This is a genomic window from Streptomyces sp. AF1A, assembly GCF_047340315.1.
Taxonomy (GTDB): Bacteria; Actinomycetota; Actinomycetes; order Streptomycetales; family Streptomycetaceae; genus Streptomyces.
In genome coordinates, this window is sequence record NZ_JBLEBI010000057.1 from 1 (window position 1) to 24,202 (window position 24,202).

Annotated in this window: 25 protein-coding genes and 1 pseudogene; 18 read left to right on the top strand and 8 right to left on the bottom strand. The window is 73.3% G+C overall.

The features are described 5' to 3' along the window. From ACLU3S_RS17680 to ACLU3S_RS17700, 5 genes and pseudogenes are all read left to right on the top strand, one after another. Nucleotides 1-1,233, top strand: a pseudogene (locus ACLU3S_RS17680) (hypothetical protein); the annotation flags it as partial. Between the two features lie 314 nt (nt 1,234-1,547). Further along, on the top strand, nt 1,548-2,477 hold the full coding sequence (locus ACLU3S_RS17685) for an ABC transporter ATP-binding protein (protein ID WP_413952837.1): 930 nt from the start codon (nt 1,548-1,550) through the stop codon (nt 2,475-2,477). Next, nucleotides 2,474-3,214 (top strand): ABC transporter permease, encoded by a 741-nt coding sequence (locus ACLU3S_RS17690; protein WP_413952838.1) that lies wholly within the window; start codon nt 2,474-2,476, stop codon nt 3,212-3,214. The genes ACLU3S_RS17685 and ACLU3S_RS17690 overlap by 4 nt, the downstream gene beginning before the upstream one ends. A gap of 5 nt (nt 3,215-3,219) precedes the next feature. After that, a complete protein-coding gene (locus ACLU3S_RS17695) occupies nt 3,220-4,410 on the top strand; it encodes a sensor histidine kinase (protein ID WP_413952869.1) in 1,191 nt (396 codons plus the stop codon). Further along, nucleotides 4,407-5,021: a response regulator transcription factor gene (locus ACLU3S_RS17700; protein WP_413952839.1), complete on the top strand. Its 615-nt coding sequence runs from the start codon at nt 4,407-4,409 to the stop codon at nt 5,019-5,021. The genes ACLU3S_RS17695 and ACLU3S_RS17700 overlap by 4 nt, the downstream gene beginning before the upstream one ends. Nucleotides 5,022-5,025: 4 nt before the next feature. Here the strand turns inward: ACLU3S_RS17700 and ACLU3S_RS17705 are convergent, their stop codons facing one another. Both ACLU3S_RS17705 and ACLU3S_RS17710 read right to left on the bottom strand, forming a co-directional pair. Continuing rightward, entirely contained in the window at nt 5,026-5,892 is an 867-nt protein-coding gene (locus tag ACLU3S_RS17705) for a SirB1 family protein (protein ID WP_413952840.1), read from the bottom strand. A 29-nt stretch (nt 5,893-5,921) separates the two neighbouring features. Then, nucleotides 5,922-6,941: a GNAT family N-acetyltransferase gene (locus ACLU3S_RS17710; RefSeq protein ID WP_413952841.1), complete on the bottom strand. Its 1,020-nt coding sequence runs from the start codon at nt 6,939-6,941 to the stop codon at nt 5,922-5,924. 140 nt (nt 6,942-7,081) lie between these two features. Between ACLU3S_RS17710 and fdxA the strand changes: the two genes are divergently transcribed. Together fdxA and ACLU3S_RS17720 are read left to right on the top strand one after the other, a co-directional pair. Continuing rightward, nucleotides 7,082-7,402 (top strand): ferredoxin, encoded by a 321-nt coding sequence (gene fdxA / locus ACLU3S_RS17715; RefSeq protein ID WP_399006185.1) that lies wholly within the window; start codon nt 7,082-7,084, stop codon nt 7,400-7,402. Nucleotides 7,403-7,525: 123 nt separating this feature from the next. After that, nucleotides 7,526-8,617 carry a bifunctional succinyldiaminopimelate transaminase/glutamate-prephenate aminotransferase gene (locus ACLU3S_RS17720; RefSeq protein ID WP_413952842.1) on the top strand — a complete coding sequence of 364 codons (1,092 nt, stop codon included), beginning with the start codon at nt 7,526-7,528 and terminating at the stop codon, nt 8,615-8,617. 70 nt (nt 8,618-8,687) lie between these two features. Here the strand turns inward: ACLU3S_RS17720 and ACLU3S_RS17725 are convergent, their stop codons facing one another. Together ACLU3S_RS17725 and ACLU3S_RS17730 are read right to left on the bottom strand one after the other, a co-directional pair. Further along, complete coding sequence (locus tag ACLU3S_RS17725; RefSeq protein WP_413952843.1) at nt 8,688-9,155, bottom strand: ATP-binding protein; 468 nt, start codon at nt 9,153-9,155, stop codon at nt 8,688-8,690. Nucleotides 9,156-9,429: 274 nt separating this feature from the next. Then, complete coding sequence (locus tag ACLU3S_RS17730; RefSeq protein WP_413952844.1) at nt 9,430-10,422, bottom strand: heavy metal transporter; 993 nt, start codon at nt 10,420-10,422, stop codon at nt 9,430-9,432. Nucleotides 10,423-10,518: 96 nt separating this feature from the next. Between ACLU3S_RS17730 and dapE the strand changes: the two genes are divergently transcribed. Further along, on the top strand, nt 10,519-11,598 hold the full coding sequence (gene dapE / locus ACLU3S_RS17735; protein ID WP_413952845.1) for a succinyl-diaminopimelate desuccinylase: 1,080 nt from the start codon (nt 10,519-10,521) through the stop codon (nt 11,596-11,598). A gap of 122 nt (nt 11,599-11,720) precedes the next feature. Beyond that, nucleotides 11,721-12,479 (top strand): TIGR00730 family Rossman fold protein, encoded by a 759-nt coding sequence (locus ACLU3S_RS17740; protein WP_413952846.1) that lies wholly within the window; start codon nt 11,721-11,723, stop codon nt 12,477-12,479. A 133-nt stretch (nt 12,480-12,612) separates the two neighbouring features. Here the strand turns inward: ACLU3S_RS17740 and folP are convergent, their stop codons facing one another. Continuing rightward, entirely contained in the window at nt 12,613-13,473 is an 861-nt protein-coding gene (gene folP / locus ACLU3S_RS17745; protein WP_413952847.1) for a dihydropteroate synthase, read from the bottom strand. A 138-nt stretch (nt 13,474-13,611) separates the two neighbouring features. On the opposite strand from folP, the gene ACLU3S_RS17750 reads away from it, so the two are divergent. Both ACLU3S_RS17750 and ACLU3S_RS17755 read left to right on the top strand, forming a co-directional pair. Next, entirely contained in the window at nt 13,612-13,968 is a 357-nt protein-coding gene (locus ACLU3S_RS17750; protein ID WP_413952848.1) for a DivIVA domain-containing protein, read from the top strand. Then, on the top strand, nt 13,965-14,561 hold the full coding sequence (locus ACLU3S_RS17755) for a DNA-3-methyladenine glycosylase I (RefSeq protein ID WP_413952849.1): 597 nt from the start codon (nt 13,965-13,967) through the stop codon (nt 14,559-14,561). Before ACLU3S_RS17750 ends, ACLU3S_RS17755 begins: the two co-directional genes overlap by 4 nt. A gap of 8 nt (nt 14,562-14,569) precedes the next feature. On the opposite strand, the gene ACLU3S_RS17760 is transcribed toward ACLU3S_RS17755, so the two are convergent. Then, the gene (locus tag ACLU3S_RS17760; RefSeq protein ID WP_413952850.1) at nt 14,570-15,373 is read right to left on the bottom strand and encodes an enoyl-CoA hydratase/isomerase family protein; all 804 of its coding nucleotides are present in this window, start codon (nt 15,371-15,373) and stop codon (nt 14,570-14,572) included. A gap of 375 nt (nt 15,374-15,748) precedes the next feature. Between ACLU3S_RS17760 and ACLU3S_RS17765 the strand changes: the two genes are divergently transcribed. Then, the gene (locus tag ACLU3S_RS17765; RefSeq protein ID WP_018544333.1) at nt 15,749-15,916 is read left to right on the top strand and encodes a DUF3117 domain-containing protein; all 168 of its coding nucleotides are present in this window, start codon (nt 15,749-15,751) and stop codon (nt 15,914-15,916) included. A 94-nt stretch (nt 15,917-16,010) separates the two neighbouring features. On the opposite strand, the gene ACLU3S_RS17770 is transcribed toward ACLU3S_RS17765, so the two are convergent. Beyond that, on the bottom strand, nt 16,011-16,709 hold the full coding sequence (locus ACLU3S_RS17770; RefSeq protein WP_413952870.1) for an O-methyltransferase: 699 nt from the start codon (nt 16,707-16,709) through the stop codon (nt 16,011-16,013). Between the two features lie 224 nt (nt 16,710-16,933). Between ACLU3S_RS17770 and sigE the strand changes: the two genes are divergently transcribed. The 6 genes from sigE (at nt 16,934) to ACLU3S_RS17800 (ending at nt 22,879) form a co-directional block, all read left to right on the top strand. Beyond that, nucleotides 16,934-17,632, top strand: coding sequence for an RNA polymerase sigma factor SigE (gene sigE, locus ACLU3S_RS17775; RefSeq protein ID WP_413952851.1), 699 nt, complete (start codon nt 16,934-16,936; stop codon nt 17,630-17,632). Next, a complete protein-coding gene (locus ACLU3S_RS17780; RefSeq protein WP_413952852.1) occupies nt 17,629-18,606 on the top strand; it encodes an anti-sigma factor family protein in 978 nt (325 codons plus the stop codon). The genes sigE and ACLU3S_RS17780 overlap by 4 nt, the downstream gene beginning before the upstream one ends. A 131-nt stretch (nt 18,607-18,737) precedes the next feature. Further along, nucleotides 18,738-20,537 (top strand): trypsin-like peptidase domain-containing protein, encoded by a 1,800-nt coding sequence (locus tag ACLU3S_RS17785; RefSeq protein WP_413952853.1) that lies wholly within the window; start codon nt 18,738-18,740, stop codon nt 20,535-20,537. Between the two features lie 84 nt (nt 20,538-20,621). Then, nucleotides 20,622-21,080, top strand: coding sequence for a sec-independent translocase (locus ACLU3S_RS17790; protein WP_413952854.1), 459 nt, complete (start codon nt 20,622-20,624; stop codon nt 21,078-21,080). Between the two features lie 241 nt (nt 21,081-21,321). Continuing rightward, nucleotides 21,322-21,987 (top strand): hypothetical protein, encoded by a 666-nt coding sequence (locus tag ACLU3S_RS17795; RefSeq protein WP_413952855.1) that lies wholly within the window; start codon nt 21,322-21,324, stop codon nt 21,985-21,987. 271 nt (nt 21,988-22,258) lie between these two features. Next, complete coding sequence (locus ACLU3S_RS17800) at nt 22,259-22,879, top strand: hypothetical protein (RefSeq protein WP_413952856.1); 621 nt, start codon at nt 22,259-22,261, stop codon at nt 22,877-22,879. Nucleotides 22,880-23,025: 146 nt separating this feature from the next. Here the strand turns inward: ACLU3S_RS17800 and ACLU3S_RS17805 are convergent, their stop codons facing one another. Continuing rightward, nucleotides 23,026-24,159: an Mrp/NBP35 family ATP-binding protein gene (locus ACLU3S_RS17805; protein ID WP_413952857.1), complete on the bottom strand. Its 1,134-nt coding sequence runs from the start codon at nt 24,157-24,159 to the stop codon at nt 23,026-23,028. Nucleotides 24,160-24,202: the final 43 nt, after the last annotated feature.

Genomic DNA, 24,202 nt, shown 5'->3' on the forward strand with positions numbered 1-24,202 from the left:
GGGCCCCCGCCCGCCGGCCCCGGCGCGGGCACCGCCGGACGCGGACCGGGCGGCGGGCTCAGCGACGACACCGCGATCCTCACCCCGCAGAAGCCGGCCCCCGAACCGGGCACGCCCGGCTACCGGGCCCCCGACAACGTCTCCGGGCACACCGTCACCAGCGGCATCCCGGTCGTCCCGGGCGCCGGCACCTCCCCCTTCGGCCCCGGCGGGCGCTCCGACGGCGCGGCCCCGCGCACGGCGCCCAACCCGGCCCCCGCGCCCAAGGCGGCGGCCAGGGCGAAGAAGGGCCGCAGCAAGCTGGTGCTGCTCGGCGTGGGCGTGGTGCTGGTCGCGGGCGGCGTCTACGGCGCCGGACTGCTGATGAACCACACCGACGTGCCCAAGGGCACCACCGTGCTCGGCGTCGACATCGGCGGCGGCACCCGCGACGACGCCGTCAAGAAGCTCGACGAGTCCTTCGGCAGCCGCGTGAAGAAGCCGCTGAAGCTGTCCGTGGGCGGCAGGACGCTCACGCTCACCCCGGAGAACGCCGGGCTGCAGTTCGACTTCCAGGCCACCGCGAGCGAGGCCGCGAAGAGCGACTACAACCCGGTCTCCGTGGTCGGCACCCTCTTCGGGCAGCAGCGCGAGGTCGCCCCGGTCATGCCGGTGGACGAGGAGAAGCTGCAGGCGGCGCTCCAGCAGGCCGGCGGCGGCTCCGGCTCGGTCGTCGAGGGCGGGATCAAGTTCGTGTCGGGCAAGGCCGTGCCGGTGTACGGCAAGGCGGGCAAGGCCGTCGACGCGGCCGGCTCGACCCGGGCGATCGAACAGGCCTACCGCACCGCGGTCGAGACGGGCACGGCCACGCCGGTCACCGTGCCGACGGTCACCAAGCAGCCGACGATCTCCAACGCCGAGGTCGACCGCGAGATGAAGCAGTTCGCGACGCCGGCGATGTCGGGGCTCGTGACGGTGCGGACGGACGCCACCCACACGGTGTCCTTCAGCCCCCAGCGCTCGATCTACAAGTTCCTGAGCGTCACCCCGGTCAACGGCAAGCTGGTCGAGCACTACGACCTCACCGTCCTCAAGCGGCTGTACGGTGCCGCCTTCGAGGGGGTCAAGATCACCAGGGGCAACGGCAGCAAGACGCCGGTCACTCCGCAGGACGTGGCGTCGGCCCTCGGCCAGGCACTCAGGGGCAAGACCCCCGCCCAGCGCATCGTCACCATTTCGACGAACCCGCAGTAGGAGACGGACCCGCACGAGGAGAGGCGTCCTGGCGCGCCAGGCCCGGAACGATCACGGCACCCGGTTCGTCACCGGCCCTGGCGCGCCTCCTCGCACCAGGGCCGGTCCGCGGCGGCCGGGCCGTCGGCGCCGAGCGCCGGAGCAGCATGTTCCGGCGCGACTCGTACGGGGCCGGGGCCTGTGGGGCAGCGCGTTCCGGCGGTGACCCGAGCGAGGCCCGGTCCGCTGTCACGCTCTCCGCATGACATCTGTCATCCGGCACTGGGGACCCCCGACACTGCCGGGCCCGGGGCCCGCGCCGCGACCATGGGGACATGACAACGACAGCGGCACCCTCCACCACCACCCCGGTGGTCGGGTTCGACCAGGTGACCAAGACGTACGGGAGCGTGCGGGCCGTCGACGGGCTCTCGCTCCGGCTGTACCCGGGGGAGACCGTCGCCCTCCTCGGCCCGAACGGCGCCGGCAAGTCCACCACGCTGGACCTGCTCCTCGGCCTCAAGCACCCCGACAGCGGCTCCGTGAGCCTGTTCGGCGGCACCCCGCGCGAGGCGATCGTCGCCGGGCGGGTCGGGGCCATGCTGCAGAGCGGCGGCCTGATGGACGAGGTCACCGTCGAGGAACTGGTGAAGCTGGGCTGCTCGCTGCACCCCAAGCCGTACAAGGCCGCGGAGGTGATGGCCCGCGCGGGCATCACGCAGATCGCCGACCGCAAGGTCAACAAGCTCTCGGGCGGGCAGGCCCAGCGCGTCCGCTTCGCCCTCGCCACCGCGGGCGACAGCGACCTGATCATCCTGGACGAGCCCACCACCGGCATGGACGTCTCCGCCCGCCAGGCCTTCTGGGCCACCATGCGCGAGCAGGCCGACCAGGGCCGTACGGTCCTCTTCGCCACCCACTACCTCGAAGAGGCCGACGCCATCGCCGACCGGGTCCTGGTGCTGCACCGCGGCCGGCTCCTCGCGGACGGCACCGCCGCCGAGATCAAGGCCAAGGCCGGCGCCCGCCGGGTCTCCTTCGACCTGGAGGGCGAGATCGACGAGAGCGCGCTCGCCGCCCTGCCCTTCCTCACCTCGTTCGACGTGTCCGGGCAGACCGTCCGCATCCAGTCCTCCGACGCCGACGCCACCGTGCACGCCCTGTACGGCCTCGGCGTCTACCCCCGCAACCTCGAAGTGGCCGGCCTCGGCCTGGAGCAGGCGTTCGTCGCCATCACGGAGGCCGAGGAGGCCAAGCAGTCATGAACTCGCTCATCAGGCTCGAACTGACCCGCGCCCTGCGGAACAAGAAGTTCCTGTTCTTCTCGGTGCTCTACCCCTCGTTCATCTACCTGATCTTCTCCAGCAGTGCCGGCTCCGACGACAAGGTCAGCGGCAGCGGCCTGACCGTCGCGACCTACCTGATGGTCTCCATGGCCTCCTTCGGCGCCCTGACCGCCGTCCTGATGGGCAACAGCGAGCGCATCGCCAAGGAGCGCGAGAACGGCTGGGTGCGGCAACTGCGGCTGACCACGCTGCCCGGACGCGGCTACGTCCTCGCCAAGACCGCCAGCGCCGCCGTGGTGAGCCTGCCCTCCATCATCGTGGTGTTCGTCGTGGCCTCCGCCGTCAAGCACGTCCGCCTGGACGCCTGGCAGTGGCTCGCCCTCACCGGGGTCATCTGGGCCGGCAGCCTCGTCTTCGCCGCGCTCGGCGTCGCCATCGGCTACGTCGCCTCCGGGGACGCGGTCCGCCCGATCACGATGATCGTCTACTTCGGTCTGTCGATCCTCGGCGGCCTGTGGATGCCGTCCACGACGTTCCCGCAGACGCTGCAGGACATCGCGAAATGGCTGCCCACGCACGCGTACGCTGCACTGGGGCGGGCGATCGAGCAGAGCCAGGCCCCGAACGCGACGGACATCGCCATCCTCGCCGTCTACTTCGTCCTCTTCGCGGGCGGCGCGGCCTGGCTGTACCGGAAGGACACGCTGAAGGCGTGAGCATCATGACGGAAGACCCGTGCAGCGGCGAGCAGCGGCCGGAGCACCAGGTGCGGATCGGCCAGGGGGCCCGCACCCGGCGCGAGCTCAGGGTCAAGGTGCTGTGGATCGGGGTCTGGCTGATCTTCCTCAGCTCGCCGATCCAGGACCTGACCGGCGGCCGGCACGGCACCGGCGCCACCGTGGCCGGCGCACTCGGCCTCGCCGCGTTCGTCGGGGCCTACCTGTCGCTGGTCTTCCGCAACATGGGCCGGCCGTTCGCACCGCGGACGGTCCTGTCCCTGCTGTCGGTCCTCGGCGTCCTGGCCCCCGTGCTGGCCCTCACGCTCGGCAGCCCCTGGCTCGGGCTCTTCGTCTACCTCTCGGTGGCGTGCGGGGCGACCCTGCCGGTCCGGGCCGCCTACTGGGCGATCCCGGCCACGGGCGTGGTGATGTTCCTGGTCGGCCTGTACGACGGGCAGGAGCCGACCGACAACCTGATCCTCGTGGTGCTCATCGGGTTCGCGATGGTCGGCGTCGGCCAACTGGTCCGCACGACGGTCGAGTTGCGCAAGGCCCGGGCCACCGTCGCCCAGCTCGCCGCCAACGAGGAGCGGCTGCGCCTCGCCCGCGACCTGCACGACCTGCTCGGCCACTCCCTGTCGCTGATCACGCTGAAGAGCGAGCTGGCCGGGCGGATGCTGCCCGACCACCCCGACCGGGCGGCCCAGCAGGTCGGCGACATCGAGCGGGTCAGCCGGCAGGCCCTGGTCGACGTCCGCGAGGCCGTCACCGGCTACCGGCGGCCCCGGCTCGCCGCCGAACTCGCCGGCGCCCAGGTCGCCCTCACCGCCGCCGGCGTCACCGCCGAGATCCCCGCCGAGCCCGACCTCGCCGAGGTGCCGGAGCAGGCCGAGTCCGCCCTGGCCTGGGCGCTGCGCGAGGCGGTCACCAACGTGGTCCGCCACAGCGGCGCCGACCGCTGCGTCGTCGAGCTCGTGCACCGCCAGACCCTGGACGGGCCGATGCTCGAACTCTCCGTCCAGGACGACGGATCGGGCGGCTCCGGCGACGGCCCCGGCAACGGCCTGACCGGTCTCACCGAGCGTCTGGAGAAGGCCGGCGGAACCCTGGAGGCGGGCCGGGTCAGGCACGGGTTCCGGCTGGTCGCCCGCGTGCCCACGGCCACCCGGGTGGACGTAGGATCCGGGGCATGACGAGCACGATCAAGGTCCTGCTGGCCGAGGACCAGTCGATGGTCCGCGAGGCGCTGGCCGCCCTGCTCGGCCTGGAGGACGACATCGAGGTCGTGGCCCAGGTCTCGCGCGGGGACGAGGTGCTCGGGGCCGTCGGCGCGCACGGCGTGGACGTTGCGCTGCTCGACATCGAGATGCCGGGCTGCACCGGCATCGAGGCGGCGGCCCGGGTGCACCGGGAGTTCCCGCAGGTGAAGCTGGTCGTCCTCACCACCTTCGGCCGCCCCGGCTATCTGCGCAGCGCCATGGAGGCGGGCGCCGACGCCTTCCTCGTCAAGGACGCGCCCGCGGCCCAGCTCGCCGACGCGGTGCGCAGGGTGCTCGCCGGCGAGCGGGTCATCGACCCCACGCTGGCCGCCGCCGCCCTCGCCGAGGGCGCCAACCCGCTCACCGACCGCGAACGGGAGGTGCTGCGCGCGGCCGCCGACGGCTCCACCAACGCCGAGCTGGCCAAGGCCCTCCACCTGTCCCAGGGCACGGTCCGCAACTACCTCTCCACAGCCATCCAGAAGCTGGCGGTCCGCAACCGGGCGGAGGCGGTGCGCATCGCGCGGGAGAAGGGCTGGCTCTGAGGGGTCAGTTGAGCTTCGCCCGTGCCGTGCGCGCCTGCTGCCGCACCTTCTCGGCGGCCGGCTCGTCGACCACCTCGATCAGGTCGGCGTAGGTCTCCAGTTCCCCGGCGCCCGCGACGAACTGTCCGCGCTGCACCAGGAGTTGACCGCGCTCGTAGCGCAGCCGGGCCGGGTGGGCCGGGATCAGCAGGGCCAGGTCCACCGCCCACAGGGCGACGTCCGACCGCTCGGGCCGGGCCGCCGCCCACGCCCTGATGTTGTTCAGGATGCGCTGCACGACCTCCAGAGGTGTGGCCGGCTCCAGCATCGAGGGATGCAGCGGCGCCCCCGTGGCGCCCACGACGAGCAGCTCGGCGTCGGTGCCGGTCAGCACCCGACCGCCGTCGAAGGGATCGGCCAGCACCTGCTCCCCGGCCGTCCCGAACCCGACCACGAAGTGCCCCGGCAGCGCCACCCCGTACACCGGAGCCCCCGCCCGGCGCGCGACCTCCAGCCACACCACCGACAGCAGGATCGGCAGCCCACGCCGCCGCCGCAGCACCTCGTGCAGCAGCGAGGACTCCAGCCGCCGGTAGTCGGCCGGGGACCCGTGGAACCCGTACCGCGCCCCCAGCAGCCGTCGTACCGCCTCCGCCCATGCGCGCGGACCGCCCGGCCGGTACGGCAGCTCGCCCGCCAGCCGGTCCAGCTCCGCCTGCGCGGCGTCGATGCCGGCCTCGTCCAGCGAGCCGTCCGCCTCCGCACCGATCAGCAGACACAGCGCCGACAGGTCCGGCCGCTCGGAGCGGGCCTCCTCGGCGAACCTCCGGCGCAGCTCGCAGGAGCGCTCCGGCGGCGGCGGATACGGAGGCGGCAGAGAGCGGTGGCGCATGGGAGGCTCATGCCCGTCCACGGTGATTCCTACGACCGTTCGGACCGGGACGATTCCGGGGCCGGTGCCCGGTAGTGGTGGTAGGCGTGGTGCCGGGCGAAGCCCAGCGCGGCGTACAGCGCCCGCGCCGGCTCGTTGTCCGTCTCGACCTGGAGCCAGGCCGCCGAGGCGCCCTCGTCCAGGGCGCGCCGGGCGAGGGCGGCCATCACCTCGGTGGCGAGCCCCTGCCGTCGCCGCCCGGGGTCCACCTCGACGGCAGCGAAGCCGGCCCAGCGCCCGTCCACGACACACCGCCCGATGGCCGCCGGGGGCGCGCCCTCAGCACCGGGCACGGAGGCGAACCAGACGGACGGGCCGCCTTCGAGCACGCGCAGGGCCACCTCGCTCACCCCCTTGCGCCGGTACCGCGCGAGCCACGCCTCGTCCGCCTGCCGGGCGAGGACGACGTCCCGGCCCTCCGCGCGGTCGGCGACCGGCGCCAGGGCGCCCGTCCACAGCTCGGCGGTCACCTCCCGCACCCAGCCGCGCCGCTCCAGTTCGGCGCACAGCAGCTCCTGGGTGCCCTCCGCGCCGGTCGCGGCCTGCAGGTAGGCGGGCAGGCCGCGCTCGCCGTACCAGCGTCGTACGGCGTCCAGGGCCGCGTCGAGCGGGCGGCCGGGATCGCCGAGCGGCAGCACGCTGTTGGCGCGCCGGGTGAACCCCGCGGCGGCCCTGAGCTCCCACGCGCCGAGCCGCTCGCTCTCCACCGGCCGCCACCCGCGCGAGCTGACGTGCGCCAGCTCCTCGTAGGAGGCGGCCGGACCGCGCCGACGGGCGGGGGCGGCGGGAATGACCTTGCCCGCGACCAGCGCCGATTGCGGGATGTGGACGCTGCGCCCGTCGCGTCGTGTGATCATGAGCACGCCGTCGTCCCATGATGTGAGAACACCGACCGTGTCGGTGAACTCCCGCGACGCGCCAGGTTCGCTCAAGCGCCGCACGGATACACGTTTTCCCACGTCATCGGGGGTGATACGGACGACCAGGCGTCCTGTCGCCGAGATTTCCACTGGTCAGTTCACCCCTCCTGTTCGGATCATGCTCCGGAACGGAGATACTAGGGGCGGGCATCGACGACGCCGCGCTCCCGCGCGCCAGGCGGCGGAGCCTGAGGAGGCCCGCCAGCGCCCTATCGAGGAGGAACGACAGCGTGACCTACGTCATCGCGCAGCCTTGTGTCGACGTCAAGGACAAGGCGTGCATCGAGGAGTGCCCGGTCGACTGCATCTACGAGGGCCAGCGGTCCTTGTACATCCACCCGGACGAATGCGTCGACTGTGGTGCCTGTGAGCCGGTCTGCCCGGTCGAGGCGATCTTCTACGAGGACGACGTCCCGGAGGAGTGGAAGGACTACTACAAGGCGAACGTCGAGTTCTTCGACGAGCTGGGCTCTCCCGGCGGTGCCAGCAAGCTGGGGCTGATCGAGCGCGACCACCCCCTCGTCGCCGCGCTGCCGCCGCAGGGCGAGTGACCGTCTGAGCGCCAAGCGGCACCCACACCGCGCCGCCTCGGTCCCGTACGGCCCGATCGTCCCGATCACCGCTGTACGGGACCGAGGCGTTTGCCGCACCGTACGAAAGTGAGCCTGATTCCCGTGTCCGCAGTCTCCGACCGGCTCCCCACTTTTCCCTGGGACAAGCTGGAGCCGTACAAGAAGACGGCCGCCGCGCACCCCGACGGGATCGTCGACCTCTCCGTCGGCACCCCGGTCGACCCGGTCCCCGAACCGATCCAGAAGGCCCTGATCGACGCGGCCGACTCCCCGGGCTATCCGACGGTCTGGGGCACCCCCGCCCTGCGCGACGCGATCACCGGCTGGCTGGAGCGCCGCCTGGGCGCCCGCGGCGTGACCCACCGCCACGTCCTGCCGGTCGTCGGGTCCAAGGAGCTGGTGGCCTGGCTCCCGACCCAGCTGGGCCTCGGCCCCGGCGACAAGGTCGCGTATCCGCGCCTGGCCTACCCGACCTACGAGGTGGGCGCCCGGCTGGCCCGCGCCGACCACGTGGTCTACGACGACCCCCGCGAGCTGGACCCGGCCGGCCTGAGGCTGCTGTGGCTGAACTCGCCGTCCAACCCGACGGGCAGGGTCATCCCCCGGCAGGACCTGGCGGACATCGTCGCCTGGGCCCGCGAGCACGGCGTCCTGGTCTTCTCCGACGAGTGCTACCTGGAGCTGGGCTGGGAGGCCGACCCGGTGTCGGTGCTGCACCCGGAGGTCAACGGCGGCTCCTACGACGGCATCGTCGCCGTCCACTCCCTGTCCAAGCGCTCCAACCTGGCCGGCTACCGCGCCGCCTTCGTCGCCGGCGACCCGGCCGTCCTCGGGCCCCTGCTGGAGATCCGCAAGCACGGCGGCATGATGACCCCGGCGCCGACGCAGGCGGCGGTCGTGGCCGCCCTCGGCGACGACGTCCACGTCCACGAGCAGCGCGAGCGCTACGCGGCCCGCCGCGAGGCCCTGCGGGCGGCCCTGCTCGGCCACGGCTTCCGCATCGAGCACAGCGAGGCGAGCCTGTACCTCTGGGCCACCCGCGACGAGTCCTGCTGGGAGACGGTCGCCCACCTGGCCGACCTGGGCATCCTGGTCGCCCCCGGCGACTTCTACGGCGAGGCGGGCGAGAGGTTCGTCCGCGTGGCCCTGACCGCGACGGACGAGCGGATCCAGGCGGCGGTCGCCCGTCTGTAGCCGCTGCGGCGGTGACACGGCGACGGGGCCCGGGGAAGGCCCCGGACCCCGTCGCCGCTCGGAGCGTGACTCAGCCGCCCAGCGGGAGCCCCTGGACCGGCAGGCCGCCCTTGGCGAGGGAGCCCGCCGGCAGACCGCCCTGGGCGAGGGAGCCCGTCGGCAGACCGCCCTTCGTCGCGTCGGCCGCGGTCTCCGCGAGGACACCGCCCGCGGTCCCGGCCGCGTCCCCCGCGGCCTTCTGCGCCGCGGGGGTCGCCTTCTTCAGGGCAGCGCCACCGGTCCTGCCCGCGGCCGGCACCGCCTGCTTGAGCGCGTTGCTGCCCGCGTCGCCGGCGAGCGTGGTGACGTTCTGCGCGGCTCCGTCGACCGTGTCGCCGACGTGCGCCCCGTCCAGCGAGGTCAGGCCGCCCACGTTCGGGCTGGCCGGCGGCAGGTTCGTGGCCGCACCGGCGGAGCCGGCCGCACCGACCCCGGCAGCCGCTCCCGCTGCGACGAGCAGCGCGGCACGGGCGATCCGGCGGGTCAGAGGGAGGGACATGATGCTCCATTCGACGGGAGAGAACGGTGGTGTGTCCGTGCCCGGACGCCGTGACTACCGCTCGAAGCCCGCGAAGGTTGCGGACGCCCCGGGTAAAGAATGGATAACGCATCGCATTATCAGGTGTGGATAAAAACGGGCAAATAGCATCCGCCCGAAAGGCCGCAGAATCCTTACGGCCCTTGATGTGGGCGGGTCCCCGGAACCGGTCCTCGGTTCGTCCGGGCGGCCGGGCGCGCCGCGGCCGCACCACCCGCCCGGGCGAGCCCCCGCACTACTGTCCGGTCACGATCCGGACGGCGCCCACGGACCTCTCCGCACCGCCGGCCCCGGCCGACGAGGCGTTCTTCCACTGGCTGTCGCTGCTGCCCGCGGTCCACACCCGCCCGGCGTACGACACCCGCTGGATGTGCAGCGCCGAGGAGTTGGCCACCGCCCAGTGCGCCAGCTGCCAGCCCCGCTCCCGCTCGGTGCGCCCGGTCGTGTCCTTCCGCGCGCCCAGGGGCACCGGAACGGTCACGGTCCGCCCGCTCGCCGTCGCCGTCACGCTCGGCCGGGGGGACGGCGAGGGCACGGGCGTCCCGCCCACCTCCGCGCCGGTCTCCTGCAGCGCGTCCCGCCCGAAGTCCCGTACCAGCGCGGCCCGTACCGCGTCCGGACCGGTCGCGGCGGTCGTGGCGCCCGGGCGCCCGTCGCAGGTCAGGGTGGCCGCGGCACGCCCGGTCAGCGCCGCCGCCAGCAGCGCGGCGTCCGGCTCGTGCTTGGCGTACGCCTCCGGGTAGCCGCTGCGCTGCACCCGCTGGGCGGCCACCGTCAGCGGCAGGCTGGCATAGTCCGGGACCTTGGCGAGATGGGCGTAGAAGATGCCGGCCGCGTACGTGGGGTCCATGATCTGGCGCTCGGTGCCCCAGCCCTGCGAGGGCCGCTGCTGGAACAGGCCGAGCGAATCCCGGTCGCCGTGCTGGATGTTGCGCAGCCCCGACTCCTGGATCGCGGTGGCGAGGGCGATGGTGACGGCCCGCTCGGGCATGTTCCGCCCGGTGCCGACGGCGGCGATCGTCGCCGCGTTCGCCGCCTGCTCGGGCGTGAACTCGTACGACGCCCCGCCGCCCGAGGCGGCGACCACCTTGCAGCCGCGCGCTCCGCCGCCTCCGGTGACGTACTGCACCACGAGGTAGGCGGCGACGCCGCACAGGACCAACAGGGCCGCGGCGAAACGGAAGAGGCGGCCGCGACGCTTGGGACGGGTGGGGGACGGCTCTGACACGCGGTACAAGGTACTGGAGCCGCCCCGCCCCCCACCCCGGGGTTCGCAAGATGCGAACGCATGGGCGAGCGAAGGTGGCGCGCTAGGGTCGGACGCATGGCCGAAACGTCGCTTGACCTCACGCTGGACGCCGCCGCGCTCACCGCGCAGCTCGTGGACTTCCCCTCCGAGAGCGGCACCGAGAAGCCGCTCGCGGACGCGATCGAGACCGCGCTGCGCGCCCTGCCGCACCTGACGGTGGACCGGTACGGCAACAACGTGATCGCCCGCACGGACCTGGGCCGGGCCGAGCGGGTGATCCTGGCCGGGCACATCGACACCGTGCCGATCGCGGACAACGTGCCCTCGCGCCTCGACGAGGACGGCGTGCTGTGGGGCTGCGGCACCTGCGACATGAAGTCGGGCGTGGCGGTCCAGTTGCGCATCGCGGCCACGGTCCCGGCCCCCAACCGCGACCTGACCTTCGTCTTCTACGACAACGAGGAGGTCGCCGCCCACCTCAACGGCCTGGGGCACGTGGCCGAGGCCCACCCCGAGTGGCTGGCGGGCGACTTCGCGGTCCTGCTGGAGCCCTCCGACGGCGAGGTCGAGGGCGGCTGCCAGGGCACCCTGCGGGTGCTGCTGAAGACCACCGGCGAGCGCGCCCACTCGGCCCGCTCCTGGATGGGCGCCAACGCCATCCACGCCGCCGCGCCGATCCTGGCCCGCCTGGCCGCCTACCAGCCCCGCTACCCGGTGATCGACGGCCTGGAGTACCGCGAGGGCCTGAACGCGGTGGGCGTCAGCGGCGGCGTCGCGGGCAACGTGATCCCCGACGAGTGCGTGGTGACGGTCAACTTCCGCTACGCCCCCGACCGCACCGAGGAGGAGGCGATCGCGCACGTCCGCGAGGTGTTCGCGGACTGCGGTGTGGCCGAGTTCGTGGTCGACGACCACAGCGGCGGCGCGCTGCCCGGCCTCTCGCACCCGGCCGCGGCGGCCTTCATCGAGGCGGTGGGCGGCACCCCCCGGCCCAAGTACGGCTGGACGGACGTGTCCCGTTTCTCCGCGCTCGGCATTCCGGCGGTCAACTACGGCCCGGGCAATCCGCACCTGGCGCACAAGCGCGACGAGCGGGTCGAGACGGCCAGGATCCTTGCGGGCGAGGAGCGGCTGCGGAGGTGGCTGACCGCGTGAGGAGCGCGGGGGCGGCCCTTGGCCCGGCCGACGCTCGCAAGGCCGACATGCGCATGTCCGCCGTCCGTCACCACCGTGGACCTACGCTGGCCTCGAACCACCCGCAATCGGAGGGAGCACACATGCCTACCGGCAATCCCGAGGGGAAGAAGGTCCCGCCGGACGAGCAGCGGCTCGGACCGGTGCTCCGACGGCGGGGCCAGGTCACGGCCAGCACGACCGACCAGCGGCTGCTGGACGCGGGCGGCCCTTCGGACTGGGTCCACACCGACCCCTGGCGCGTGCTGCGCATCCAGTCGGAGTTCATCGAGGGCTTCGGCACGCTGGCCGAGCTGCCGCCCGCGATCAGCGTGTTCGGCTCGGCGCGCACGCCGGTGGACTCGGCGGAGTACGACGCCGGGGTGCGGCTCGGCCGGGGGCTGGTGGAGGCCGGCTGGGCGGTGATCACGGGTGGCGGCCCGGGAGCCATGGAGGCGGCCAACAAGGGCGCGTGCGAGGCGGGCGGCATCTCGGTCGGGCTCGGCATCGAGCTGCCCTTCGAGCAGGGGCTCAACCCCTACGTCGACATCGGCCTGAACTTCCGCTACTTCTTCGTCCGCAAGATGATGTTCGTGAAGTACGCCCAGGGCTTCGTGGTGCTGCCGGGCGGCCTCGGCACCCTGGACGAGCTCTTCGAGGCGCTGACCCTGGTCCAGACCCAGAAGGTCACCCGCTTCCCGATCGTCCTCTTCGGCAGCGAGTACTGGGGCGGCCTGGTGTCCTGGCTGGAGAACACGGTGGTGGCCCAGGGCAAGGCGGCCGACAAGGATCTGCTCCTGTTCCACGTGACGGACGACGTGAAGGAAGCCGTGGGCCTGGTCTCGAAGGAGGCGGGCCGCTAGAGCGGGGCGGCATCCCCTGGCGCACCGACCCGGAGGCCCGAACCCTCCCCATCGAACACATCGAACACATCGAACATCGAACACGTCGGGCGCACCCGCGACTGAGCGGCAGCGGCTGGGGCGGTGGGGGAACCTACGCCAGCCCCCTCCGCGCGACCGCCGGCGCCCGGTGCCCGGCGATCGAGGCCACCATGTCCAGGACCTGGCGCGTCTCGGCCACCTCGTGGACGCGGTACACCTGCGCGCCCAGCCACGCGGACACCGCGGTCGTCGCGAGCGTGCCGACGAGCCGTTCCTTCACCGGGCGGTCCAGCGTCTCCCCGACGAAGTCCTTGTTGGACAGGGAGACCAGGACCGGCCACCCCGTCGCGACCATCTCGTCCAGCCGCCGCGTCGCCTCCAGGCTGTGCCGCGTGTTCTTGCCGAAGTCGTGCCCGGGATCGATCAGCACCGACTCGCGCGGCACCCCGAGCGACACCGCCCGCTCGGCGAGTCCCACGGTCACGTCGAGGATGTCGGCCATGACGTCGTCGTACGCCACCCGGTGCGGGCGGGTGCGCGGCTGGACACCGCCCGCGTGCGTGCACACCAGCCCCACCCGGTACCGCGCCGCCACCTCCGCGAGCCCCGGGTCGACGCCGCCCCACGCGTCGTTCAGCAGGTCGGCGCCCGCCTCGCACACCGCCTCGCCGACCTCGGCCCGCCAGGTGTCGACGCTGATGATCACGTCGGGGAAGCGGCGCCGCACCTCGGCCACGAAGCCGACCGTGCGCCGCGCCTCCTCCTCGGCCGACACCTCCTCGCCGGGGCCGGCCTTCACCCCGCCGATGTCGATGATCGCGGCGCCCTCGGCCACCGCCTGCTCCACACGGGCGAGGGCCGGCTCGTCGCGAAAAGTGGCACCCTGGTCGTAGAAGGAGTCCGGGGTCCGGTTCACGATCGCCATGATCACCCGATCGTGCGGCCCGAAATCCCGCCTGCCCAGCCTGAGCATCCGCTGTGACCTCTCGTAGTACGTCCGGCAGTACGACCGCCTGCGACCCTAACTGTCAGACTCGCATGGCACGATCGGACTCTGACAGATTCGGCGTCCGGCACAGCGTCCGGCATCGAGCGTGGGGACCCTAAGGCGATGGTGATGTTCTTGTTCCTGGTCGTCGCGCTGGCCGTCGTGGTCGCCGCGGTGACTCTCGCCGTGGTGGGCGGCGGCGAGAGCGGCCCGCTGCCCGAGGCGGGGCCCGAGCGGCTGCAGGACCCGCTGCCCGCGGACCGCCCGGTGCACCGAGCCGACGTGGAGACCCTGCGCTTCCCGCTCGCCCCGCGCGGCTACCGCATGGCGGATGTCGACGACGCCCTCGGCCGCCTCGCCGCCGAGCTGGCCGAGCGGGACGCCCGCATCGCCGACCTGGAGTCCGCGCTGGCGGGCGCCCGGGCCGCCGCCGCGCACGCCCGCCTGGAGAAGCACGACCACCCGGGGGACCAGCGGTGAGCGACGCGACCGCCGTGGCCGGGCCGGACGGCGCGCTGCGCTGCCCGTGGGCCCTGTCCACCGACGACTACGTCTCGTACCACGACGAGGAGTGGGGCCGCCCGGTCCACGGCGACGACGCCCTCTTCGAGCGGATCAGCCTGGAGGCCTTCCAGTCGGGCCTGTCCTGGATCACGATCCTGCGGCGCCGCCCGGGCTTCCGCGCGGCCTTCGCCGGCTTCCGCATCGAGAAGGTCGCCGCCTTCACCGAGGAGGACCGCGAGCGGTTGCTGGCCGACCCGGGCATCATCCGCAACCGCGCCAAGGTCGACGCCACGCTCGCCAACGCGCGCGTGCTCGCCGACTGGGCCGAGGGCGAGCTGGACGAGCTGATCTGGTCCCACGCCCCGGACCCGGCGGGCCGCCCGGCACCGAGGACACTCGCCGACGTCCCGGCGGTCACCCCGGAGTCGACGGCCCTGTCGAAGGCGCTGAAGAAACGGGGCCTCAGATTCGTCGGCCCGACGACCGCGTACGCCCTGATGCAGGCGTGCGGGCTGGTCGACGACCACCTGGAGACCTGCATCAGCAGGAACAGCCCGCCCGCCCGCTGACCGGTCGCTCAGCGGCCCAGGTACTTCGGCCTCTCCTTGTTCACGAACGCCTGCACGGCGATCGCGTGGTCCTCGGACCGCCCGGCCCGGGTCTGCAGCTCGTCCTCCTTCTCCAGGGTCTCGACGAGGGAGTGCGTCAGGCCGTGGGCCACCGCCTCCTTGATCGCCGCGTAGGCGACCGTCGGGCCCTCGGCCAGCGCCCGCGCCGTCTTCTCGGCCTCGGCGCGCAGCTCGCCCGCCGGGACGACCCGGTTGGCGATGCCCAGCTCCAGCGCGTCCTGGGCGCTGATGGTGCGCGGGAAGAGGAGCAGGTCGGTGGCGCGGCTCGGGCCGATCACCCGCGGCAGCGTCCAGGAGACGCCGGAGTCGGCGGTCAGCGCCACGCCCGCGAAGGAGGTGTTGAAGGCCGCCGTGTCGGCGACCACCCGGTAGTCCGCGGCGAGCGCGAAGCCGAAGCCCGCCCCGGCCGCGACGCCGTTCACCGCGGCGACGACCGGCTTCGGCGCCCCGGCCAGGGCCCGCACGATCGGGTTGTAGTGCTCCTTGACCGTGCTCATCGTCTGCCCGGACCCGGCCTCGCGGTCCGCCGCGAGCAGCCCGATGTGCTCCTTGAGGTCCTGGCCGACGCAGAACGCCCGGTCCCCGGCGGCGGTCAGCAGGATCGCCCGTACCGCGGTGTCCTGCGCCGCGGCCTCCGCGGCCTCCCGCAGGGCGACCTTGGTCGCGACGTTCAGCGCGTTCATCGCCTCCGGGCGGTTCAGCGTGATCGTCGCGAGCCCGTCGCTCACCTCGTAGAGCACGGTGTCGGCCATGACGGATACCCTCCCGTGTCGCGGCTGGTGACGTACCGCTCAGTACGTCGCTGTCTGAGGACAGCATGGCGGAGATCGCCGGGCACGGACCGGACCGGACGTGTGACCTGCGTCAAAGAAAAAAGGACCGGAGCCGGCCGGTGCGTGCCGGTGCGGCGGAGCAGTATCGCAGCCACATCCCCGAATTGAGTGGTTTTGCTCGCGCGCGTTGCCCAAGCGATGCCGACTGATGTTGGTCATCGGGTCGTGGGATGCGGGATAATGGCTGGGAAGCAATGTGTTCGATGCCGGTGTCGCGTGTCCGTTTCGGACCGCGGGTGCCCGCCCGGGCGCCGTCGGCAGACGATGAGCCTGGTTTCAGGAAGGGGAACGAGCATGGCGGCCATGAAGCCGCGGACGGGCGATGGCCCGCTCGAGGTGACCAAGGAGGGGCGGGGCATCGTCATGCGCGTTCCGCTCGAAGGCGGCGGTCGACTCGTCGTCGAGCTGACCCCTGACGAGGCCGAGGCGCTCGGCGACGCCCTCAAGAAGGTCGTCGTCTGAGGCGCGAGTCAGTCCTCTCGGCTGCCCCGGCATCGTACGTGGTGCCGGGGCAGCCGCGTCCCCGGGCCCCGCGCTCTCCCCGCGCCGTGCCGGCTCACCGCTTGACCGCGCACAGCAGCCCGTCGCCCACCGGCAGCAGTGACGTGATCAGCTCCTGGCTCTCGCGCACCGTGCGCAGCAGCTCGCGCAGCCGCAGCACCTCCGTCGGCTGCGGCCCCGAACCGACCGTGCGGCCGTTCGCGAAGACGCCCTCGAAGACCACCAGGCCGCCCGGGCGCAGCAGGCGCAACGATTCAGCGAGGTAGTCGAGGTACTCCTGCCGGTCCCCGTCGCAGAAGACGAGGTCGTAGCCGGCGTCCGCGAGCCGGGGCAGGACGTCGAGCGCGCGGCCGGGGATGAAGCGGGCCCGGTTGCTGGCGAAGCCGCAGGCGCGCAAGGCCTGCCGGGCGAACTGCTGGTGCTCCGGCTCCGGGTCGACCGTGGTGAGCACGCCGTCCGGGCGCATGCCGTGCAGCAGATGGATCCCCGACACCCCGCAGCCTGTGCCGATCTCCGCCACGGCCTTCGCGTCCACGGAGGCGGCGAGCAGTCGCAGCGCGGCGCCCGTGCCGGGCGACACCGAGCGCAGCCCTGCCTCGCGGGCCCGGTCGCGGGCCCAGCGCAGCGCTTCGTCCTCGGCGACAAAGGCGTCGGCGAACGCCCAGCTCGTCTGCCGGTTGCCGGTAATGACCCTCTCCTGTCCCCGTGGTTGCCTGGGCGTGACTGTATCCGTTGGCGTCGGGAACCCGCAGATGGGACCGGGCGTTTATAAGGAAGAGACGTAGCTGGGGGTACTGCGGGGGGTAAGAGGTGGATCAGGACGCCGAGCAAGTGCTGACGCAGCCGCATCAGCATGTATCAAATTCTCGTAAAACCGCTTATCCGGAGCTAACGGGCGAGGTGGCTATGGTAGGGGCTCCACTGGACACCACCAGAGCCGACAGGGGAGGTGCGGCTGCGCCCGGGGACCGGGGAGGAGTGCTGCGGCGCTTCCTCGGGTCGGCGGGCAGGCCGAAATCCGTGACCGACACCGCTGACCACCACGCCGCAGGCGAGCGCCCGACCGCGACCTTCTCCACCGACGCGGACGGACAGGCGTGGACTCCGCCCACGTGGGACGAGATCGTCAGCACGCACAGCGGCCGCGTCTACCGCCTGGCCTACCGCCTCACCGGAAACCAGCACGACGCCGAGGACCTCACCCAGGAGGTCTTCGTCCGTGTCTTCCGCTCCCTGTCGACGTACTCGCCGGGCACCTTCGAGGGCTGGCTGCACCGCATCACCACGAACCTCTTCCTGGACATGGTCCGGCGCAAGCAGCGCATCCGCTTCGACGCCCTCGGCGAGGACGCGGCCGAGCGCCTGGCCAGCCGGGAGCCCACCCCGCAGCAGCTGTTCAACGACGCCCACTTCGACGCCGACGTCCAGCAGGCCCTCGACACCCTCGCGCCCGAGTTCCGCGCCGCCGTCGTCCTGTGCGACATCGAGGGACTGTCGTACGAGGAGATCGCCGCGACCCTCGGCGTGAAGCTCGGCACGGTCCGCTCCCGCATCCACCGCGGCCGCTCCCAGCTCCGCAAGGCCCTGGCGCACCGCTCCCCGGAGGCCCGCGCGGCCGAGCGGCGCACCTTCCTGGCCCGTGTTCCCGCTCTGGGGGGAGGGGGCGCGACCGCGTGACCGGATCACGGCCGAAGCCTGCGGAGGGGCACCTCGCAGAGCAGCACCTGGGAGACCGGCTCTCCGCCCTTGTGGACGGAGAGCTCGGTCATGAGACGCGTGAGCGCGTCCTCGCGCACCTGGCGACCTGTGCCCGGTGCAAGGCCGAGGCGGACGCTCAGCGCCGGCTGAAGAACGTGTTCGCGGAGGCCGCACCGCCCCCGCCCTCCGAGAGCTTCCTGGCCCGCCTCCAGGGCCTGCCCGGCGGAGGCGACCCGGACGGCGGGACGCCCGAGGACGGCCTCTTCGGAAGCGGCCCCGACGCCGGGGCCTCCGGGGTCTTCGGCGTGCGCCGCGGCGATCGCTTCGCCTTCGGGTACGTACCCGCGCGCCCGCATGCGGTGGCCCCCGCCGTCGAGGACCGCGGTTTCCGCGTCCATCCCGTCGGGCGCCCGGACGACGGCCGTTCCTCGCGCGGGCTGCGGTTCGCGGTCGCCGCCGCGGGCGCCGTGTCGCTGGCCGCGGTGGCCCTCGGCGGCGTGACCAGCGCCATCCCGGGGGACACGGCCGTGGACGCCCGCGGCGCCTCGGGCAACAACGTGATCCCGGCCCGTACGGCGGGCGCCGGCGGGGGCGCGGCGACGCCGGAGACCCAGCGCCGCCGGTCGACGGGATCGTCGCTCGCCCAGGGCGGCGCGCTGCTCGGCGGGACGACGACGGCGCCGACCGCCATGTCCGCGCCGCTGGTCCCCGGAGTGCTGACGGCCCTGGCCGGGCAGAGCCAGGGGGCCGCCCGCCGGCTGACCGCGCCGATGACGGCCGGTGCGGCTGCCGTGTCCCCGTTGATACGCCCGCTGGACGAGAACATGGTCCTCCCGCTGACGAACTGGTCGGTGGCCCCGGAGGTCCCCGGTTCCGGCCTGCGGTCCTCCCCGGTCCCCGGTCTGGCTCCGACGCCGACGGCATCGCCTTCCCCGTCGCACCGCACCCCCTGACCGGCCGCTGCGCCACGGCCCGCGAACCTGGTTGAATCCTGCGAGGGCCGTGCCCGCGGCGATGACCCGGGCGCGCAGTCGACGTTCCGCGGCCGCAGAAGCGGGTGGTCGCGGCCGGCCGTGGGGAGAGCATGAACGAGGGGAACCGTGTCCCGCCGGGGGAGGAACCGGAGGGAGCGGCGGCGGCCGCGCGCGAGACACCGGACGACTTCGAGTTGCCGCGTCCGCTGACCGCACCGCAGCCCACATCGGGCGTGCCGGACGGCGCCGGCTCCACGGCCGACGGCGGCTTCGGGCCGACGGGGCCGGCGGTGGACGCCCCGGGGGGGCGCGCGGCGGGTGATCCGGTTCGGACGCCTCCCGACGACCGGCCGACTCCATTGCACGACCCGGACCCGTACGGCACCCCGCCGTACGGCGAACCCGGTCCCTGGGCTCCCGCCCCGCCGGTCCAGCACCCGGCGGCGACCCCGGCCCCGGGTACGGCCGCACGCCCGCCGTCGACCCCGCCGCCCGGAGCACCGGCGCCGACGGTTCCTCTACCGGCGGCCGGGACGTCTGTACCGGCCCCCTCGGCTCCTGTATCAGCGGTCGGGGCTCCCGGGGCTCCCGGGGCTCCCGTACCGGCGCCCTCGGCTCCCGTGCCGGCGTCGGTGGCAGTGACGGCCGGTTCCGGGTTCGGAACCCCCGGGGACCCGCCTCCCGCCGACCCCTGGCGGCGCTACGACCCCTGGGCCGCAGGCTCGCCCAGCGAGCAGATCCTCGCGCGCGGCCCGCTCCAGCAGACCGGGGCCGGCGTCCTGACGGACCGGCAGCGCGGCAGGCGGGCGAAGCGGCTCCTGCTCGTGTGGACCCTGGCCGTGGCGCTGGTGGCCGCGGGGGTCGGCGGGGTCGTCGGCGCCTATGTCGAGCGCGAGGGCCTGGGGGACCGGGTACGGCTGCCGCAGGCCGGGAGCGTGCCCGCCGGGCGGGCGCCGGACAGCGTGGCCGGCATCGCCGCCCGCGCGCTGCCCAGCGTGGTCACCCTGCACATCTCCGGCACCGACGAGGAGGACACCGGCACCGGCTTCGTGCTGGACACCCGCGGGCACATCCTCACCAACAACCACGTCGTGGCGCCCGCCGCGTCGGGCGGCCGGATATCCGTGACGTTCAGCACCGGCGACACCGTCAAGGCCACGGTCGTCGGCCGGGACAGCGGCTACGACCTCGCCGTCGTCCAGGTCCACGGTGTCAGCGGGCTCACCCCGCTGCCCCTCGGCAACTCCGACGACGTCCGGGTCGGCGACCCCGTCGTCGCCATCGGCGCCCCCTTCGACCTCGCCAACACCGTCACCTCCGGCATCATCAGCGCCAAGGAACGGCCCATCACCGCGGGCGGCGAGAAGGGCGACGGCAGCGACGTGTCGTACGTCGACGCCCTGCAGACCGACGCCCCGATCAATCCGGGCAACTCCGGCGGACCGCTCCTCGACTCCCGCGCCCAGGTCATCGGCATCAACTCCGCCATCCGCTCCGCCGGCAGCGCGACGGACTCGGGGAGCGGCCAGGCCGGCTCCATCGGGCTGGGCTTCGCCATCCCCGTCAACCAGGCCAGGCGCGTCGCCGAGGAGCTGATCAACAACGGCCACGCCACCCACCCGGTGATAGGCGTCACCCTCGACATGGGCTACACCGGCGACGGCGCCCGCATCGACAGCCGGAGCGCGCGCGGCGGCCCCGCCGTGGCCAAGGGCGGTCCGGGCGAGCGGGCCGGTCTCCGGGCGGGCGACCTCATCACCGAGGTCGACGGGCAGCGCGTGCACACCGGCGAGGAGCTGATCGTCAAGATCCGTGCCCACAGGCCCGGCGACCGGCTGCGCGTGACCGTCGAACGCGGCGGCACCGAGCGGGAGGTCTCACTCGTCCTGGGCGCGTCGGAGCAGAACTGACAGAAGTCTCACCTCGGGACGGTACCGGTCGGACAGGAACGCCGGGTACCGTTGAGCGACCGAGGACATCGCAAGGAGCGTCAGGTGTTCAATGACATAGGACCACTGGAGCTGGTCACGCTCGTCGTGCTGGCCGTGCTCGTCTTCGGTCCGGACAAGCTCCCCAAGGTCATCCAGGACGTCATGCGGACGATCCGGAAGATCCGCGAGTTCTCGGAGAGCGCGAAGCAGGACATCCGCAGCGAGCTGGGTCCCGAGTTCAAGGACTTCGAGTTCGAGGACCTCAACCCCAGGACGTTCATCCGCAAGCAGCTGGACGGCGACGAGCTGGGGCTGAAGGAGATCCGCAACGGCTTCGACCTGCGCAAGGAGATGGCCGAGGTCACGGATGCCGTGAACGGCCGTGACGTCGAGGCCTCGGGCGGCTCGGGGTCGTCCGCCCCGTCCTCCGCCGGGTCCGGCGGCGGGCGCGTCGACATGGTCAAGAAGCCCGAGGAGCCCGGCAAGGACGAGCTGCCGCCGTTCGACTTCGACGCCACGTAGGCGTCGGCCACCCGGCGCCGACCACGCGCACGGGCGTACGCCACGGACGTGACGCGTGTCATAGCGCGCGCCCGTCGCACGCGGCCCCCACAGGCCGTTCGCGCGACCCACGCACCCAGCGCCTGCCCTGCGGGCCTCGGCGGTGTGGATATGCTGCCGAGTTGTTGTGCGGACCGGACGCGTACGCCCGAAGGGGGGCGGGCCACCCCGGTCCGACGAGAGCGAGGAGGCGTCCGGGCAGATGGAGACGACGAGTCGGGTGGGCGCGCAGACGCCGGCCGCGGGGGACGGGCAGCAGCTCGCCTCCGCCCGGCGCACGGTCGACGGTTACCTGCAGGCGCCCTTCCCGTGGTACGGCCTCGACGAGGCGTTCACCGGGCCGCGCTGGCTGATGCAGATCGGCACGGCGGCCGACGGGGCCGTGGAGCACGGTTCCATCGGACACGGGGACGAGCCCTCCGTCCGGGGCGAGACCGGCACCGCCGGTGAGCCGAGGGAGAAGTTCGCGGTCGTGGTGACCGTCGCCGCGCAGCCGTCCCGGCGCAGCGCCGACGGCACGGGGCTGCTGGAGGCCACGTCGGTGTCCTCGGCGGCCTGGCTGGCCGGCGTGGGGCTGCTGTCGTTCACCTGGCCCGGACAGATGGACCACAGCCTCCGGGACGACTGGCTGGAGCAACAGACCGAGACCGCCTGGGCCCTGGCCGACGATCTGGCGGGGCCGGAGTGGAGCCGGCTCTCCCTGCCGGTGGACGGGGTCGCGGCCTCTTTCCACTACCGGGAGTCCGAGTTCGGGTGGGTGCTCGCCGGCACCACCGAGGTGGGGGTGCACCTGGGTGCGTACGGGCGCGGGATGAGCGCGTACGGCCTCGGATTCGCCGTGGTGAAGGATGTCACCGCCTACGCGTGACACGCCGCCTGCGCGTGGCAGAGGGCGCCGAGTGTCTCGGCGCCCTCTGCCGTCGAAGCCCTGCGGAACGTGTCAGAACTTCGCATGACCACCGATGTGGCGAGGCGAGACGCGGCCCTTGTTGCCTCAGCTGCCGACACCTGTGTGGTCCCGCCCTGGCAGCGCGGCGGCCCGCTCGGGGGCGGAAGCGGCGTTGCGGGCATGCCCACCCGTGGACCGGAGCCGCTATGTTGGCGGCGGTTGATCGCCAGGCAGGGGCGGGGGACGAAGCGTGGACGCCGGGCAGGAGGAGCCGCTGTCTTTGGAGAAGGGACCGGCGGAACCGAAGGACGCGGTGCCCGCGGCGTGGGACGCGTCCCGGCCGCGCCTGCGGGAGCGGTTCACCCGCAGGCAGTTGGCCGCACGGGCGGCCTGGGCAGCCGGCGGACTGCTGATCGCCTACGCCGCCGTCGCGTTCCTGGCCAAGGGCATGTGGGTGGAGGCCTCCGTGCTCTGGGTCGCTCCGATCTGCTGGGTGTGTGCGTGGGGCACCGCGCTCTCGACGGTCGAGTTCTGGTCGGTGAGAAAGCTGCACCGGGCCCGCTTGGTACCGGCGCACTACGTGCGAACCGAGCGCCGCGCGCAGGGGTTTGCGCAGGTCTATCGGCTGCGAACCGACGACAGCGAGGAGGTCCTCTGGCGCAGGGACAGCGGGGACTTTCCTGACCTGGCGGCGCTGCCGACCCGGCGTCTGTGGCTGGTTCCGGGTGAGGAAGAGGCCGAGGCCGAGTCCACCGGATGGTTCGTGTTCCTGCTGTTCTTCGGCCTCCTCCTGCTCTGCCTCAGCGTCGCCTTCGCGCTCGCGGGAGTAGCCGCAGCGGGGTTCTGCCTGGTGGGCCCCTGGCTGATCTGAGCCAGGCGCTGCGGCCTGGCCTCGAGCGGCCGTCTCCGGGCCGTGCGGGGGCGCTCAGCGACGACCGACGCCGACCAACGTCGACGGCTCCACCGCTGGTCGGAAGGCCGACCAGGGGCGGAGCCGCAGACCGCAGGCGTGCGGTTTCAGAACTTGTTCTTGGGCGTGATCCCCAGCGACAGACCCGACAGGCCCCGCTGGCGGCCGCCCAGCTTCCCGGCGATCGCCCGCAGCGCGGAGCCCGCCGGGGAGTCCGGGTCGGTGAGGACGACAGGCTTGCCCTCGTCGCCGCCCTCGCGCAGCCGGACGTCGATCGGGATGGAGCCGAGCACCGGGACCGTCGTGCCCGTGGTGCGGGTGAGGCCGTCGGCGACCAGCTGGCCGCCGCCCGTGCCGAACACGTCGACCATCTCGCCGCAGTGCGGGCAGGGCAGGCCGGACATGTTCTCGACCACGCCGACGATCTTCTGGTGGGTCTGGACCGCGATGGAGCCGGCGCGCTCGGCCACCTCGGCCGCCGCCTGCTGCGGGGTCGTCACGACCAGGATCTCGGCGTTCGGGACCAGCTGGGCGACGGAGATCGCGATGTCGCCGGTGCCGGGCGGGAGGTCCAGGAGCAGGACGTCCAGGTCGCCCCAGTACACGTCCGCCAGGAACTGCTGCAGCGCGCGGTGGAGCATCGGGCCGCGCCAGACCACGGGCGCGTTGCCCGGGGTGAACATGCCGATGGAGATGACCTTCACGCCGTTCGCCGACGGCGGCATGATCATGTTCTCGACCTGGGTGGGGCGGCCGTCCGCGCCGAGCATGCGCGGCACGCTGTGGCCGTAGATGTCGGCGTCGACGACACCGACCTTCAGCCCGTCGGCCGCCATCGCCGCCGCCAGGTTCACCGTGACCGAGGACTTGCCGACGCCCCCCTTGCCGGAGGCGACCGCGTAGACCCGGGTGAGGTTGCCGGGCTTGGCGAAGGGGACCTCGCGCTCGGCCTGGCCGCCGCGCAGGGCCGCCGCCAGCTCGCGGCGCTGCTCGTCGCTCATCACGTCCAGCGTCACGTCCACGCGGGTGACGCCCTCGACCCGGGAGACCGCGTCGGTGACGCGCTGGGTGATCGTCTCGCGCATGGGGCAGCCGGAGACGGTCAGATACACGGTGACCGCGACCGCTCCGTCCGCGCCGATCTCCACCGATTTGACCATCCCCAGCTCGGTGATGGGCCGGTTGATCTCGGGGTCGTTCACCGTCGCCAGTGCCTCGCGCACCGCGTCTTCCGTAGCCATAGTGACGATGGTACGGCGCCCCGAGGGGCCTCCGGGTAGCCCC

Excerpts from the sequence above, each read along its gene's own strand:
- folP (WP_413952847.1), bottom strand. The coding sequence starts at position 13,473 with ATGCTCAGGCTGGGCAGGCGGGATTTCGGGCCGCACGATCGGGTGATC.
- ACLU3S_RS17795 (WP_413952855.1), top strand. The coding sequence starts at position 21,322 with ATGGAGACGACGAGTCGGGTGGGCGCGCAGACGCCGGCCGCGGGGGAC.
- ACLU3S_RS17765 (WP_018544333.1), top strand. The coding sequence starts at position 15,749 with ATGGCGGCCATGAAGCCGCGGACGGGCGATGGCCCGCTCGAGGTGACC.
- ACLU3S_RS17805 (WP_413952857.1), bottom strand. The coding sequence starts at position 24,159 with ATGGCTACGGAAGACGCGGTGCGCGAGGCACTGGCGACGGTGAACGAC.
- ACLU3S_RS17700 (WP_413952839.1), top strand. The coding sequence starts at position 4,407 with ATGACGAGCACGATCAAGGTCCTGCTGGCCGAGGACCAGTCGATGGTC.
- ACLU3S_RS17785 (WP_413952853.1), top strand. The coding sequence starts at position 18,738 with ATGAACGAGGGGAACCGTGTCCCGCCGGGGGAGGAACCGGAGGGAGCG.
- ACLU3S_RS17705 (WP_413952840.1), bottom strand. The coding sequence starts at position 5,892 with ATGCGCCACCGCTCTCTGCCGCCTCCGTATCCGCCGCCGCCGGAGCGC.
- ACLU3S_RS17750 (WP_413952848.1), top strand. The coding sequence starts at position 13,612 with ATGGTGATGTTCTTGTTCCTGGTCGTCGCGCTGGCCGTCGTGGTCGCC.
- ACLU3S_RS17740 (WP_413952846.1), top strand. The coding sequence starts at position 11,721 with ATGCCTACCGGCAATCCCGAGGGGAAGAAGGTCCCGCCGGACGAGCAG.
- ACLU3S_RS17690 (WP_413952838.1), top strand. The coding sequence starts at position 2,474 with ATGAACTCGCTCATCAGGCTCGAACTGACCCGCGCCCTGCGGAACAAG.
- ACLU3S_RS17725 (WP_413952843.1), bottom strand. The coding sequence starts at position 9,155 with ATGTCCCTCCCTCTGACCCGCCGGATCGCCCGTGCCGCGCTGCTCGTC.
- ACLU3S_RS17760 (WP_413952850.1), bottom strand. The coding sequence starts at position 15,373 with ATGGCCGACACCGTGCTCTACGAGGTGAGCGACGGGCTCGCGACGATC.
- ACLU3S_RS17695 (WP_413952869.1), top strand. The coding sequence starts at position 3,220 with ATGACGGAAGACCCGTGCAGCGGCGAGCAGCGGCCGGAGCACCAGGTG.
- ACLU3S_RS17685 (WP_413952837.1), top strand. The coding sequence starts at position 1,548 with ATGACAACGACAGCGGCACCCTCCACCACCACCCCGGTGGTCGGGTTC.
- dapE (WP_413952845.1), top strand. The coding sequence starts at position 10,519 with ATGGCCGAAACGTCGCTTGACCTCACGCTGGACGCCGCCGCGCTCACC.